The organism is Microbacterium tenebrionis (genome assembly GCF_903645325.1).
GTDB lineage: Bacteria > Actinomycetota > Actinomycetes > Actinomycetales > Microbacteriaceae > Microbacterium > Microbacterium tenebrionis.
Map to the genome: position 1 here is coordinate 23,193 of NZ_CAHJXQ010000014.1, position 15,422 is coordinate 38,614.

Consider the following 15,422-nt stretch of genomic DNA (forward strand, 5'->3'; position numbering starts at 1 on the left):
AAGCGCGGGCGCGGGGCGCTACCTTTGATCAGTGACCCCTGAAGACGCACCCCGCACTGAGCCCGCCGACGAGTCGACCACGACACCCGGATTCGAGGAGCTCGGCATCACCGGGCCCGTCCTCAAAGCCGTCCGCGACCTGGGCTACGAGACGCCATCGCCGATCCAGGCGGCGACCATCCCGTTGCTGATCCAGGGCCGTGACGTTCTCGGCACCGCGCAGACCGGAACAGGCAAGACCGCCGCCTTCGCGCTTCCCGTGCTCGAGAACCTCGACCTGTCGCAGAAGACTCCGCAGGCACTCGTGCTCGCCCCGACCCGCGAGCTCGCGCTGCAGGTGTGCGAGGCGTTCGAGGCGTACTCGTCGCGCATGAAGGACGTCCGCGTGCTGCCGGTCTACGGCGGTCAGGGCTACGGCGTGCAGCTGTCGGCGCTGCGACGCGGCGTGCACATCGTCGTCGGCACGCCGGGGCGCATCATGGACCACCAGGCCAAGGGCACCCTCGACCTGTCCGAGCTGAAGTACCTCGTGCTCGACGAGGCCGACGAGATGCTCAAGATGGGCTTCGCCGAGGATGTCGAGCAGATCCTCGCCCAGACCCCGTCCGACAAGCAGGTCGCGCTGTTCTCGGCGACGATGCCCGCCGCGATCCGGCGCCTCGCCCAGCAGTACCTGAACGCGCCGGAAGAAGTCGCGATCACGGCGAAGACCACGACCAACCAGAACATCACGCAGCGCTACCTCGTCGTCTCGTACCAGCAGAAGGTCGACGCACTCACCCGCATCCTCGAGGTCGAGAACTTCGACGGGATGATCGTGTTCGTCCGCACGAAGAACGAGACGGAGACGCTGGCCGAGAAGCTGCGTGCCCGCGGATACTCGGCGGCGGCGATCAACGGCGACGTGCCCCAGGTGCAGCGCGAGCGCAGCGTCAATCAGCTCAAGGACGGCAAGCTCGACATCCTCGTCGCCACCGATGTCGCCGCCCGCGGGTTGGACGTGGAGCGCATCAGCCACGTCGTGAACTTCGACATCCCCACCGACACCGAGTCGTACGTGCACCGGATCGGACGCACCGGTCGTGCGGGCCGCTCGGGAGATGCGATCAGCTTCATCACCCCGCGCGAGCGCTACCTTCTCAAGCACATCGAGAAGGCGACCCGCCAGCAGCCGACGCAGATGCAGCTGCCGACCACCGAGGACGTCAACACCACGCGGCTCGCACGCTTCGACGACGCGATCACCGCTGCCCTGGGCGAAGGCGACCGCATCGAGAAGTTCCGCGACATCATCGCCCACTACGTCCGAAACCACGACGTGCCCGAGGCCGATGTCGCCGCGGCCCTCGCCGTCGTCGCGCAGGGTGAGACTCCTCTGCTGCTCGACCCCGAGAACGATGAGCTGACCGCCGCCGTCGCCCGCGAGAACCGTCCGTCGCGCGAGGGCCGTGACCGCGACCGCCCGGCACGCGAGCCACGCGAGCGCCGCAGCCGCGGTGACTACGCGCCGTACCGGATCGAGGTCGGACGCCGTCACCGCGTCGAGCCCCGCCAGATCGTCGGCGCGCTCGCGAACGAGGGCGGCCTCGGCCGCGACGACTTCGGTGCGATCAACATCCGCCCCGACTTCTCGATCGTGGAGCTTCCGGCGAACATGCCGGCATCCGTGCTCGAGAAGCTGCGCGACACCCGCATCTCGGGACGCGCGATCGAGATCAAGCCCGACCGCGGCCCGCGCGGAGGCGGTGCGCGCCGCCCGCGCGAGGACCGTGACAGCGGCTACGAGCGCGGGGACCGTCCGTCGTACGACGACCGCCCGGCGCGCAAGCCGCGGCACAAGGGCTGAGTTCCTCGAGACGGGGTTTGCAGCATGAGACCCGGGCCACCTGCGCCCGTGTCATGCCGCAAACCCCGTTTCGCTTCGGAAATGCGAGCAAGCTGAAGACATGAAGTCGGTGCGGGTCGTGGTGCGCGGACGGGTGCAGGGCGTCGGATTCCGCTGGTTCGTGCGGGATGCCGCGGACGCTCAGGGCGTCACCGGCTGGGTGCGCAATCTCCGCGACGGGTCGGTCGAGGCGGAGCTGCACGGTTCGGATGCCGCCGTTCAGGCGGTTCTCGACGCGATGGCCACGGGACCGATCGGTTCACGCGTTGACGGCGTCGACGTCACGGCAGCCGCAGCACAGCCGGGGGCGGGCTTCAGCATCCGCTCGACCTGACCTCGTCAGGCGAGCGCGTCGGGGCCCTCGGTCACGAGGAGGTGGAACTGCGCGGCATCCAGGATGCGGATGCCGAGTTCCTCCGCCTTCGCGAGCTTGGAGCCGGCCCCGGGGCCTGCGGCGACGAAGTCGGTCTTCTTGGAGACGCTCGATGCCGCCTTGCCGCCGGCCTTGATGATCGCCTCCTGAGCACCGTCGCGCGTGTAACCTTCGAGCGACCCTGTCGCCACCACGGTGAGCCCGTCGAGCACGCCGCCCAGGGCCGCCGCAGCACCCGGCCCCGGGTGCCCCGGCGTCGCCCACTGGACGCCTGCTGCAGCCCACTGCTCGACGATATCGACGTGCCAGTCGACCTCGAACCAGTCCCGCAGCGAGTCGGCGATGATCCCGCCCACGCCTTCGACGGCGGCGAGCTCTTCACGCGTCGCGGCCCGGATGGCATCGAGCGACCCGAACCACTGCGCCAACGCTCGCGCCGCGACCGGACCGACATGCCGGATGTTGAGCGAAACCAGCAGACGCCACAGCTCCTTGGTCTTGGCCTTCTCGAGCTCGGCGAGCAGCGTCTGTGCCTGCGACGACGGTTGCGGCCCCTCGATCCCCTGCTTCTTCTCGGCCGCGGTGGGATTGCGGCGGAACGGCGCGCGGGTCTTGACGATGCCGTCGTCGTCCTCCTTCGGCAGCCCCGTCTCGGCGTCGCGCACCACGACTTCGATGGGCACGATCTGCTCGAGGGTGAGGGTGAACAGGCCGGCCTCGGTGTCGAGCGGGGCGACGGCGGGCGGCTCGGCCTGCGTCAGCGCCGCAGCGGTCACCTCTCCGAGCGCCTCCACGTCGAGGGCGCCCCGCGAACCGATGTGCTCGACACGGCCGCGGACCTGCGCCGGGCACGAACGCGCGTTCGGGCAACGCAGGTCGATGTCGCCCTCCTTCATGGGCCGCAGCGGCGTGCCGCACTCAGGGCAGTCCGCGGGCATGACGAACTCGCGCTCGGTGCCGTCTCGACGTTCGACCACGGGCCCGAGCACCTCGGGGATGACATCGCCCGCCTTGCGCAGGACGACGGTGTCGCCGATCAGCACGCCCTTGGCCTTCACGACGTCCTTGTTGTGCAGGGTGGCCTGCCGGACCACGGACCCTGCGACGTGCGCAGGCTCCATCACCGCGAATGGCGTGGCGCGCCCGGTGCGACCGACGGAGACGACGATGTCGAGCAGCTTCGTCTGCACCTCCTCCGGCGGGTACTTGTAGGCGATCGCCCAGCGCGGCGCCCGTGAGGTCATGCCCAGTTCGTCGTGAAGTGCGAGTTCGTCGACCTTGACGACGATGCCGTCGAGCTCGTGCTCGATGTCGTGGCGATGCTCGCCGAAGTACGCCACGAACTCGGCGACCTCGTCGATCGACGTGCAGACCTTCGAGTGCGGACTGACCGGGAGCCCCCACGACGCGAGCAGGTCGTACACCTCGCTCTGGGCGGCGACGGGCGGGTTCGTCCATGCGCCGATGCCGTGCACGTACAGGTCGAGCGACGCGATCCGCAGCAGCCCAGCCTCGAGTTCGAGCCCGTCCTTCTTGTCGATCTGCTGGCGCAGGCCACCGCTGGCGGCGTTGCGCGGATTGGCGAAGGCCGGGAACCGACGAGCCGCAGCGCTGCGCGCCTTCTCCTCCTCGAAGGGACGCTTCGCGCCGCCGCGGCCCTCCCATCGTGCGAGCGCATCGGCGTACGCCCGCTCGCGGAAGTCGGCCTGCGCGGCGTTGAGGCGCTCGAACGCCGCGACCGGGATGAACACCTCGCCGCGGACCTCGACGATCTCGGGGTGTCCTTCGCCGCTCAGGCGCTCCGGGATCATCGGCAGGCGCAGCGCGTTCTCGGTGACGATCTCGCCGACGCGGCCGTCACCGCGCGTGGCCGCCGAGGTGAGCACGCCGTTCTCGTAGCGCAGATTGATCGCGAGGCCGTCGATCTTCAGTTCAGTGAGCCAGGCGACGTCGCGCCCTGCGGCCGAGCGGGTCTTCGCCGCCCACTCACGCAGCTCCTCGATCGAGAAGACGTTGTCGAGGCTCAGCATCCGCTCGGCGTGCTCGATGGTCGCCAGTCCCGTCGCCTGCGCGGCGCCCACCATCTGCGTCGGGGAATCCTGCCCCCGCAGCTCGGGGTGCAGTCGCTCGAGTTCTTCGAGACGTTGCATCCACCCGTCGTACGTCGCGTCATCCACCAGCGAGGTGTCGCGCCCGTAGTACGCGTCCTTCGCCTCGAGGATGCGTGTGGTCAGCTCTTCTGCCTCGACGCGGGCGTCTTCCAGCGAGATGTTCTCCGGCACCGTCTCAGTTTAGGAGCGCACACCGACATTCTCAGGCCGAGACGGGAACCGCCGACACGGTCCGGTCGATCGTGAACTGGCCGAGCACCCGGGTGCCGACGTAGAGCACCGCGGTCTGGCCTGGCGCCACGCCGTCCAGCGGCACATCCGGCACCACCGTCACCCCGTCGGCCGAGACCGACGCATGCGCGGGGACGGGTTCGGAGTGCGCACGGATCTGCACCTCGCAGTCGAACTCGTCCGACGTGGGCGCGGCCCCTGCCCACGAGTGCCGCTCACCTGAGATCTCGCCGATCGCGAGCGCCTCCTTCGGACCGACGACGACCGTGTTCGTCACCGGCCGGACCTCGAGAACGAAGCGGGGCTTGCCGTCGGGCGCAGGGATGCCCAGCTTGAGTCCTCGCCGCTGCCCGACGGTGAACGCGTGCGCGCCGTCGTGCGATCCGACAACCTGACCGTCGCGGTCCAGGATCTCGCCCTGCTCGGCCCCGACCTTCTCGGCCAGCCAGCCGCGCGTGTCGCCGTCGGGGATGAAGCAGATGTCGTGACTGTCGGGTTTCTGCGCGACGCTGAGGCCGCGCGAGGCAGCCTCGGCGCGCACGATCGCCTTCGACGGCGTCTCGCCCAGCGGGAAGTACGTGTGCGCGAGCTGCTCGGCGGTCAGCACGCCGAGAACGTACGACTGGTCCTTGGCGTCGTCTGCGGCACGGTGCAGCTCGAGCCCCGTCTCGGTGGAGACGAGGTTGGCATAGTGCCCGGTGCACACCGCGTCGAAGCCGAGTTCCAGCGCACGCTCGAGGAGGGCGGCGAACTTGATCTTCTCGTTGCACCGCATGCACGGGTTGGGGGTGCGGCCGGCCTGATACTCCGAGATGAAGTCGTCGATCACGTCGTCGCGGAAGCGCTCGGAGAAGTCCCAGACGTAGAACGGGATGCCGAGCAGATCGGCGGCACGCCGGGCATCCATCGCATCCTCGATCGTGCAGCAGCCGCGACTGCCCGTCCGCAGCGTCCCGCCGGCCCTGGAGAGGGCGAGGTGAACGCCGGTGACGTCGTGGCCCGCCTCCACGGCACGCGCGGCCGCGACGGCGGAGTCGACGCCACCGCTCATGGCCGCAAGGATCCGCATGACCCCAGTCTACGAGCGTCCGGCGGAGCGGGCACCGGACGCCCGCGCGTAGGCATCGGCGATGGCACCGAGCACGGCGTCGACATCGGCGTCTGTCGACGTGCGGCCGAGCGTGAAGCGCAGGACGCTCCGGGCGTCCCGCTCGCTGCCGCCCATCGCCATGACGACGTGCGAGGGCTCGGCGACGCCTGCCTGACAGGCCGATCCCGTGGATGCCGCGACACCGGCGACGTCCAGGAGGAAGAGCAGACTCTCCCCCACAGCGCCCGGAAACAGGATGTGCGCGTTGCCCGGGAGCCGGTCGACGGGATCGCCGAGCAGACGGGCGGCGGGAACGGCAGTGCGGATGCCGTCGACGAGCCGGTCGCGGAGCCCGGTGAGCCGCGCATTCTCGACGTCGAACTCGGACCTGGCGGCCACGAGTGCGGCCGCCAGCGCCGCCGCCCCCGGTACGTCCTGGGTACCGGCGCGAAGACCGCGCTGCTGCGCGCCGCCGTGCAGCAGCGGAGCCATCCTGGCCGTCCGAGCCACCACGAGCGCCCCGACCCCGACCGGTGCGCCGATCTTGTGCCCGGCGATACTCATGGCCACCAACCCGGTCCCGGCCGCGGCATCCGACCGCAGTTCCCGGAAGGAGAGCGGCACGTGTCCGAGGGCCGCGACGGCGTCGAGATGCAGCGGCACCCCGGCAGCCGCAGCCGCCGCGGACAGAGCGCGCGCGTCGTTGAGCGTTCCGACCTCGTTGTTCGCGACGAGCGCAGTGGCCAGCGCAGCGCCGGGGAGCGCGTCGGCGAACGCCGCCGGTTCGATGCGCCCGAGAGCTGTCAGCGCAACCGGGCGGACCAGCGCGCCGGCGGCTGCCAGCGCCATGACGGTGTCCATGGTCGCGTGATGCTCGCCATCGGGGAGGACGACGGCATCGGCATCCGCTGCGCGCGATGTCCACATGCCGTGCAGCGCCGTGTTGATGGACTCGGTGCCACCCGACGTCAGCACGACCTCGATCGGGTCGCACCCGAGCGCCTCGGCGATGGTCTCGCGCGCATCCTCGAGCAGCCGGCGGGCGTCCTGACCCGCACCGTGCGTCGACGCGGCGTTGCCCACGACCTCGGCGGCCGTGAGCCACGCCTCGCGCGCCTCCGGACGCAGAGGGGTCGTCGCCGCATGGTCGAGATAGAACCGCATCCCTCAACTCTCCCCCATTTCGACCGGCGCGGCACCTGGAACCGGGTCCCGGATCCGGCGAGACCCCAGCGCATCGCCCCTATTCTTTACTCATGCCCGAATTCACAGCCCCAGGCGGTGCTGCCCTCGATCACCTCGGCGTGCGCCTGCACGACGGCGTCGCGACCCTGCGCGTCTGGTCGCAGAACGCCTCATCCATCGAACTGGTCGTGTTCGACGAGACCGATCTGGACTGGGTCACCGACGAGGCGGCCCTCGAGCGCGATCCCGACGGGGTGTGGGAGATCACCACTCCCCTTCTGCGGCCGGGCACCCGGTACGCGCTTCGGGTGGGCGGCCCGCACGGGCCCGGCAACATGTTCAACCCCGAGACGCTCCTGCTCGACCCCTACGGACGCGGACTCGCCCAGGGCACGGGCTACGAGGACTGGCGCTCGGTCGTCATCGAGGACGGCTTCGACTGGGGCGGGATCGCGAAACCCCGCGTCCCCCTGGACCGCACTGTCATCTACGAAGCCCATCTCAAGGGCGTCAGCAAACGGCATCCCGACATGCCGCCGGCGCTGCACGGCACGTACGCGGGCCTCGCGCACCCGGCGATGATCGAGCACTTCCGCTCGCTCGGCGTCACCTCGATCGAACTGCTGCCCGTGCACGCCTTCGTGCCCGAGCCGCGTCTGCTCGAGCGGGGTCTGACGAACTACTGGGGATACAACACCCTCAACTTCTTCACCCCGCACGCCGCCTACGCCACCGACGAGGCGCGCAAGCAGGGCCCCGAGGCTGTGCTCGCCGAGTTCAAGGGCATGGTGAAGCTGCTGCACGAGGCCGGCCTCGAGGTGATCCTCGACGTGGTGTACAACCACACGTCCGAAGAGGGCATCGGCGGACCGCGGTCGAGCCTGCGCGGCATCGACAACGCGACCTACTACCGACAGCAGCCGGACGGCGCGTACATCGACACCACCGGATGCGGCAACACGCTGAACACCGCGACGGATGCCGGCGCGCGTCTGGTCCTGGACTCGCTCCGCTACTGGGCGAACGAGATGCAGATCGACGGCTTCCGCTTCGACCTCGCCGCTGCCCTCGGCCGGGATGCCGCGCACGAGTACTCCCGCGAGCACCCGTTGCTGCTGGCGATCCGGGACGATCCGGCTCTGGCGGGCGCCAAGCTCATCGCCGAGCCCTGGGATGTGGGGCTCGGCGGCTGGCAGACCGGGAACTTCGCGCCGGGCTGGCACGAGTGGAACGACCGCTACCGCGACCGCGTGCGCAACTTCTGGCTCAGCGACATCGACTACGCGCGGCGGGCGTCGGCACCGGTCGGCATCGGCGGTTTCGCGACGCGCCTCGCCGGCTCGTCCAACACGTTCAGCAAGGAGCGCGGGCCTCTCGCCGGGGTCAACTTCATCACCGCGCACGACGGCTTCACGCTGCACGACCTCGTCAGCTACGACATCAAGCACAACGAGGCCAACGGCGAGGAGAACCGCGACGGCGCCGACACCAACAGGGCGTTCAATCACGGCGTCGAGGGCCCGACCGACGATCCCGCGATCGGCGCCGCTCGCCGGAAGGCCATGCGGAACCTCCTCGGCACCCTGCTGCTCTCGGCGGGCATCCCGATGATCACCGCCGGCGACGAGACCGGGCGCACGCAGCGCGGCAACAACAACGCCTATGCGCAGGACTCCCCCATGACCTGGCTGAGCTGGGAGCTCGACCCCTGGCAGGAGGACCTGCGCGCGCACGTGGCGGCTCTCACGCGCCTGCGGCGCGAGAACCCGGCACTGCGACCGTCGCGATACGCACGGCGCGACGTCCACACCCCCAACGCGTCGGTCATGGACTGGTACAACCAGAGCGGCGAGACGATGGATGAGACGCACTGGACGGATCCGGGAAGCCGAACACTGCAGTACGTGGCCGAGTCCACGCCCGTCGACGAGCCGGTCAACCGCATCCTGCTGATCGTGCACGGCACGGAGTCCCCCACCGACGTCCGGCTGCCGGAGATCGACGGCGCGACGACGTTCGTCTCGCTCTGGTCCAGCGCCGACGAGCGGCCGAGCGACGCGATGGAGAAGTTCGCTCCGGGAGATCTCGTGCCCACCCCCGGCACGTCCATGCGCCTGTTCCGCGTCGATTAGTCGGCGCGCGCCCGACGACGGGTTCTGCGCGGCACCGCGGCACGGTACATTCGGGGTGTGGCAGCACGTTCTGGCAAACGTCCCGCGGCGCTTCGGAGCCCCGCTCAGATCCCTCTGCGGCCCCGGGCCGCGACACCGTCGCCGGGCACGCTGACCGGCCGCATCCCCCTCGCGGATGCGCGGCCCGCCGCGCCGGGCGGTTTCGCGGCGAAATCCTTCGCCGGAGAGGTCGTGCCGTTCAGCGTCGTCGCCTTCCGGGAGGGGCATGACCGGATCGGCGTGCACGTGCGCCTGACCGCACCGGACGGCGAGAAGTCGCTGCATCGGCTGACGGCGCTGGCCGACGGCACCGACCGCTGGTCGACCGACATCGCGCTCGACGCGCAGGGTCCGTGGCGCTATCGCTTCGAGGCGTTCGCGGACGACTTCGCGACCTGGGCTCACGCCGCGGCCGTGAAGATCGCCGCAGGCGTCGACGCGCCGGTGATGGCGGCGCTCGGACGCGACCTTCTCGCCGACGCCGCGACCGACAGGACCCGCCCGGCGGCCGAACGGTCGACTCTGGCCAGGTTCTCCGCGCTGCTCGACGATGGTGATGCCGAGGCCGCCCTGGCCATCGCCACGGATGCCGATCTGGCGGCCCTCTTCGCCGAACGGCCGCTGATGTCGCTGTCGTCCCAGACGAAGGAGCACCGCCTCCTCGTCGAACGCACGGTCGCCGGGGTCGCCGCCTGGTACGAGTTCTTCCCGCGTTCCGAGGGCGCGAAGCAGGAGAAGGACGGCAGCATCACGAGCGGAACGTTCCGCACAGCCGCAGCCAGCCTCCAGCGCGTCGCCGACATGGGGTTCGAGGTGCTGTACCTCCCGCCCATCCACCCGATCGGACGGACGCACCGCAAGGGGCCGAACAACACGCTGCACGCCGGACCCGGCGACCCCGGCTCCCCCTGGGCCATCGGCGCCGCCGCGGGCGGGCACGACGCCGTCCACCCCGACCTCGGAACGCCGCCGACTTCCGGCATTTCGTGGGCGAAGCACGCCGCAGGGGCATCGAGGTCGCCCTGGACCTCGCGCTGCAGGCATCCCCTGATCATCCCTGGGTCGCCGAGCATCCGGATTGGTTCACTGCCCTCCCCGACGGCACGATCGCGTATGCGGAGAACCCGCCGAAGAAGTACCAGGACATCTATCCGCTGAACTTCGACGGCGACCCGGAGGGTCTCCGTCAGGAGGTTCTGCGCGTGGTCCAGCACTGGATCGCCCAGGGCGTGCGGATCTTCCGCGTCGACAACCCGCACACCAAGCCGCTCCAGTTCTGGGAGTGGTTGATAGCCCGCGTCACCGAGATCGATCCGGACGTCGTCTTCCTCGCCGAGGCGTTCACCCGGCCCGCGCCGCTGCGGGGGCTGGCCGCGGCCGGATTCCAGCAGAGCTACACGTACTTCACGTGGCGGAACACCAAGCGCGAACTCGAGGAATTCCTCACCGGTCTCGCCGTCGACACCGCCGACTACCTGCGCCCGAACCTCTTCGTGAACACACCCGACATCCTCACGGAGTACCTCCAGTTCGGCGGCCGCGCCGCGTACCGGATCCGCGCGGCGATCGCCGCGACCGCCGCTCCCACGTACGGGGTGTACGCGGGCTACGAGCTGTACGAGAACGTCGCGCGACCCGGCTCCGAGGAGAACATCGACAACGAGAAGTACGAGTACAAGCTGCGGGACTTCGCCGGGGCCGAAGCCGCCGGCGATTCCCTCGCGCCGTATCTCCGAAGGCTGAACGAGATCCGCCGTGCACACCCCGCGCTGCGCCAGCTGCGCAACCTGAGCGTGCACTGGAGCGACGATGACGCCGTGCTCGTGTACTCGAAGCACCTTGACGCGGCGTTCACCGGCACCGGAGAGGCCGACACGCTGATCGTCGTGGTCAACGTCGACCCGCATTCCGTCCGCGAGACCACGATCCATCTCGACACGCGGGTGTGGGGGGTCGAACCCGGTGATCCGTTCGAGGTCGAGGACCTCGTCACCGGTGCGACCTGGACCTGGACCGATCACGACTACGTCCGGCTCGACGCGTTCGCCGAGCCCGTGCACATCCTCCACGTGAAGGGCCGCCCATGAGCGCCATGACGAAGCCGCATGTCCCCGCCGACTGGGCGGCCGTCGCCGCCGGCGCCCACCACGCACCGCATGATGTCCTCGGTCCCCACCCGACCATCGATTCCGCCGGGCGCACATCGACCACGATCCGAGCCCTGCGTCCGCTCGCCGAGAGCGTGGTCGCGCTCCTCAAGAACGGCACACGCGTCCCCCTCCAGCATGCCGTTGACGGCATATGGCAGGGCGACCACCTCGGTGCGCCGGTGCCGTATCAACTCGTGACCGTCTACGAGGGCGGAGACGAGCAGACGGCGGGCGATCCCTACCGCCATCTGCCGTCGATCGGCGAGCTCGATCTGCACTTCCTGAGCGAGGGCAGGCACGAACGGCTGTGGGAGGTGCTGGGCGCGGGCGCGCACCTCCTCGACGGCGAGATCGGCGTGGCATTCGCCGTGTGGGCCCCGAATGCGCGGGCGGTCCGCGTCGTGGGAGACCACAACGGATGGAACGGCCAGGGCCACAGCATGCGCTCGATGGGCTCGAGCGGCGTCTGGGAGCTGTTCATCCCCGGTGCGTCCCCGGGGATGACGTACAAGTACGAGATCCTCACACCGGACGGGGCGTGGATCCTCAAAGCCGATCCGATGGCGCAGCGCACTCAGGTGCCGCCCGAGACGGCCTCGGTCGTCCCGTTCTCCGCGTACAGCTGGAAGGACGGCGCCTGGATGACGCGCCGCGCGGCGACCCACGCGGTCGCCCAGCCGATGAGCATCTATGAACTCCACCTCGGATCCTGGCGGGAGGGACTCGGCTATCGCGAGATCGCGGATCCGCTCATCGAGCACGTCACCGAGACGGGATTCACCCACGTCGAGTTCATGCCTCTCGCGGAGCATCCGTTCGGGGGGTCGTGGGGTTACCAGGTCACCGGTTACTACGCCCCGACGGCCCGGTTCGGGACGCCCGACGACCTGCGGTATCTCATCGACCGGCTTCATCAGGCTGGGATCGGCGTCATCCTGGACTGGGTGCCCGGCCACTTCCCCAAGGACGACTTCGCGCTGGCGCGGTTCGATGGGCGGCCGCTCTACGAGCATCCGGATCCCCGCCGCGGTGAGCACCAGGACTGGGGCACCCTGATCTTCGACTACGGGCGCCCGGAGGTGCGCGGGTTCCTCGTGGCGAACGCGTTGTACTGGTTCGAGGAGTTCCACATCGACGGACTGCGCGTGGATGCCGTGGCATCCATGCTGTACCTCGACTACTCGCGCCGTGACGGCGAGTGGGAGCCGAACGTGCACGGCGGGCGCGAGAACCTCGAGGCGATCCGGTTCCTGCAGGAGGTCAACGCCACCGCGTACCGCGCCCACCCCGGGATCATCATGATCGCCGAGGAGTCGACGAGCTTCCCCGGCGTCACGGCCCGCACCGATCAGGCCGGTCTCGGCTTCGGGTTCAAGTGGAACATGGGCTGGATGAACGACTCGCTCCAGTACATCTCCCGCGATCCGATGTACCGCTCCCACCACGAGGGCGAGATGACGTTCTCGTTCGTGTACGCCTTCGGCGAGAACTACCTCCTGCCGATCAGTCACGACGAGGTCGTGCACGGCAAGGGCAGTCTGCTCTCGAAGATGCCGGGCGACCATGCGCACAAGCTCGCGAACGTTCGCGCCTATCTCGCTTACATGTGGGGCCACCCAGGCAAGAACCTGCTGTTCATGGGGCAGGAGTTCGGGCAGCTGTCCGAATGGTCCGAGAGCCGCCCGCTGGACTGGTGGCTGCTCGATCAGCCGGCGCATGCACAGCTTCAGCGATTCGTCGGCGCCATGAACGCCGTCTACCGTGGCACGGCGCCGCTGTGGGAGCGCGACGGCGACAGCACCCGCTTCCGCAGGCTCGGGGCGCCGAGCTGGGATCCCACGGTGATCGTCTTCGAGCGGCGCGACCTGCACGGCGGGCGCGTCGTCGTGGCCAGCAACTTCGCCGGCGTCGAGCGCGCGAACCTCGAGATCGATCTGCCCGTCGCCGGTGTGTGGGAGGAGATCCTGAACACCGACGCCACCGAGTACGGCGGATCCGGCATCGGCAACTATGGACGCGTCGCCGCGCACGCGTCGGACCGCCTCGGCACACCCAGGGCGAAGATCACCCTCCCCCCGCTGTCGACGCTCTGGTTGCGCTACCGGCCGGAGCGCAGCTGAGGACCGGCGTCAGAACAGCAGCGACGAGAGCCTGTTGCGGGCTGCGGTGACGCGCGGGTCGTCCGCGCCGATGAGGCCGAACAGCTCTACCAGCCGCTCGCGCACGAGTGCGCGCTGGTCGGACGGCAGTGCGGCGAACAGGTCGAGGAGCCTGCCGAAGGCGTCTTCGACGTGCCCGCCCGAGATGTCCAGGTCGGCCACGGCGAACTGCGCCTGAACGTCCTGCGGGGCTGCTGCCGCGGCTGCGCGGGCCTCCTGCAGATCCAGTCCCTGCACGCGATCGAGCAGGCGGACCTGTCCGAGCCCTGCACGAGCATCCTCATCGCGCGGGTTCTCAGCCAGCGCCTTCTCGTACGCCGCGATCGCAGCCGCGTAGTCGCCGCGCTCGATCGCGGCGAACGCCTCGGCCTGCAACGGAGGGAGCGGGGCCTCCTGAGGCTCGTCGGCGCCCTGCGCGTCCGCCTCGCCCGTGACGTCGACGCGCCGGTCACGCCGTTCTGCGCCGCGACCTGCAGGAGCTGGTCGAAGACCTGGCGCACCTGCTCCTCGGGCACGGCTCCCGTGAACATCGGCACGGGCTGTCCGGCGATGAGCGCCACGACCATCGGGATCGACTGCGCGCGGAAGCTCTGGGCCAGCTGCGGATTGGCGTCGACGTCGACCTTGGCGAGCACGACCCGGCCGGAGAGTTCGGTGACGACCTTCTCGAGGATGGGGCTGAGCTGCTTGCACGGCCCGCACCACTCTGCCCACAGATCGACGACGACGGGGACCGTGCGTGAAAGCTCCAGAACCTGTCCGAACGTGGCATCCGTCACATCGACGATGAGCCCGCCCTGCACCGGTGTCTGGTCGCCATCGGGCGCGGAGGCCGGATTCGCCGGGGCCGCCGGCCGATTGCGCAGGGACGAGAGGTCGACGGCGCCACGCAGGGCGGCCGGGGAGATGTCGCTCAATTGATCACTTCCACGTTGAGGATGTCCTGGTGCACGGCGAGCAGGCGGACCTGCTCGGTCGAGCCCTGGCTGGGCACGGAGAAGAACAGCTGCAGACCGTAGGTCGTCACGACGCCATTCGACGCCTCCTCGGCACCGGTCAGCGCCTTCGCCTCGGGGTTCTCGCCGAAACGGATCACCGCATCGGATGTCTTCGGCGTGATCTTCTCCTGATCGACGAGCGAGACAGCGACGATCGCGCCGCTGTCGAGCGTCGCCATCGCGACAGCGGGATCGTCGCTGGGAGCGACGTCGAAAGCCGCCTGCGACGTCTCGGCGGCGCCGCCGTCGGCGAGGGCCTGAGTCACGGCGTTGCGGCTCTGCACGATGGAGTCCGCGAGCGAGAGCGCGACCGGATCGAACGAGCCGTAGTACTCGCTCTTCTCCCCCGAATCCACGACGTCCGCGAAAGCGGTTGCGAGCTCGTCGGGGGCGAGGGTGAGGAAGGCCGCGGCGTTCTCGGTGATCAGGCTCGTCCCGAGCCACGCCGGCGCGAGCTGCGGGATCTCGGTCGACGCCTGCATCTCGGCGATGTTCGTGACCATGTAGTTCGACCACGGGTCTGCCTGGGTCATCGTGAGGATGGTCGGCGCAATCGTGTCGTCGCTCTTGCTCTTGCTGAGTACGAGCACGGTGCGCGGCCACTCGTCGGTGGCCTGCGGAAGCAGTACCTCGATCGCCTCGGTCGGAATGGCCGCGGGCGGCTCACGATCGGCCAGGGTCCCGCGCAGCGTGTAGTCCGTGCTGCGAGCATCGAGCGCCATGCCCGAAAGGCGGGTACCCGCCAGGTCGATGTCGCGATCGGCGTCGGCCTGCTCGATCGTCGTGGAGATGCTCTGCAGGATGCGGGAGGCCTGCGCCTGGGTCACTGCCGGCGGTTTCTGGTTCTCGGGCGTGATGACGGTCTGCGTCGGGGTCGGCGTCGGGGTGGCCGCGTCGAACTGCGGCCAGGAGTCGCTCGAGCAGCCGGCGAACATGAGGCCGGCGAGTCCCAGCGCCGGCAGCACCAGAAGGCGGCGACGCTTCAGCGCCCGTCGCTCAGTGCGCTTCTCCTTCGCATCGGCCGCCGCTTCGGAGTCCGATCCGGATGCGGCGTCCGCGTCCTTCGGCT

General features: G+C 69.7%; 8 protein-coding genes and 2 pseudogenes. 5 read left to right on the forward strand and 5 right to left on the reverse strand.

Annotation, left to right across the window (positions count from 1 at the left end; translation table 11 throughout):
- Nucleotides 1–31 precede the first annotated feature (31 nt).
- A complete protein-coding gene (locus tag HWX58_RS13905; RefSeq protein WP_175988738.1) occupies nucleotides 32–1,846 on the forward strand; it encodes a DEAD/DEAH box helicase in 1,815 nt (604 codons plus the stop codon).
- A 100-nt stretch (nucleotides 1,847–1,946) separates the two neighbouring features.
- Nucleotides 1,947–2,219, forward strand: a complete 273-nt coding sequence (locus tag HWX58_RS13910) for an acylphosphatase (protein WP_175988741.1) — start codon at nucleotides 1,947–1,949, stop codon at nucleotides 2,217–2,219.
- Between the two features lie 5 nt (nucleotides 2,220–2,224).
- Here HWX58_RS13910 and ligA read toward each other — a convergent pair whose 3' ends face one another.
- Genes ligA through HWX58_RS13925 form a run of 3 tightly spaced genes read right to left on the reverse strand, consistent with a single transcriptional unit; the run spans nucleotide 2,225 to nucleotide 6,854 of the window.
- The gene (gene ligA, locus HWX58_RS13915; RefSeq protein ID WP_175988743.1) at nucleotides 2,225–4,540 is read right to left on the reverse strand and encodes an NAD-dependent DNA ligase LigA; all 2,316 of its coding nucleotides are present in this window, start codon (nucleotides 4,538–4,540) and stop codon (nucleotides 2,225–2,227) included.
- A 31-nt stretch (nucleotides 4,541–4,571) separates the two neighbouring features.
- Nucleotides 4,572–5,669, reverse strand: coding sequence for a tRNA 2-thiouridine(34) synthase MnmA (gene mnmA / locus HWX58_RS13920; protein ID WP_175988745.1), 1,098 nt, complete (start codon nucleotides 5,667–5,669; stop codon nucleotides 4,572–4,574).
- Between the two features lie 9 nt (nucleotides 5,670–5,678).
- Nucleotides 5,679–6,854, reverse strand: coding sequence for a cysteine desulfurase family protein (locus HWX58_RS13925; protein ID WP_175988747.1), 1,176 nt, complete (start codon nucleotides 6,852–6,854; stop codon nucleotides 5,679–5,681).
- A gap of 92 nt (nucleotides 6,855–6,946) precedes the next feature.
- Here HWX58_RS13925 and glgX point away from each other — a divergent pair, with 92 nt between their 5' ends.
- From glgX to glgB, 3 genes and pseudogenes are all read left to right on the forward strand, one after another.
- A complete protein-coding gene (gene glgX / locus HWX58_RS13930; RefSeq protein WP_175988749.1) occupies nucleotides 6,947–9,007 on the forward strand; it encodes a glycogen debranching protein GlgX in 2,061 nt (686 codons plus the stop codon).
- A gap of 108 nt (nucleotides 9,008–9,115) precedes the next feature.
- Nucleotides 9,116–11,133 (forward strand): annotated as a pseudogene (locus tag HWX58_RS13935) (maltotransferase domain-containing protein).
- A 5-nt stretch (nucleotides 11,134–11,138) separates the two neighbouring features.
- Nucleotides 11,139–13,316, forward strand: coding sequence for a 1,4-alpha-glucan branching protein GlgB (gene glgB, locus HWX58_RS13940; protein ID WP_175988751.1), 2,178 nt, complete (start codon nucleotides 11,139–11,141; stop codon nucleotides 13,314–13,316).
- A 9-nt stretch (nucleotides 13,317–13,325) separates the two neighbouring features.
- Here glgB and HWX58_RS13945 read toward each other — a convergent pair.
- Both HWX58_RS13945 and HWX58_RS13950 read right to left on the reverse strand, forming a co-directional pair.
- Nucleotides 13,326–14,272, reverse strand: a pseudogene (locus HWX58_RS13945) (tetratricopeptide repeat protein).
- On the reverse strand, nucleotides 14,269–15,422 hold a 1,154-nt coding region (locus HWX58_RS13950), incomplete at its 5' end, for a DUF8094 domain-containing protein (RefSeq protein ID WP_508619505.1). The pseudogene HWX58_RS13945 and the gene HWX58_RS13950, both read right to left, overlap by 4 nt.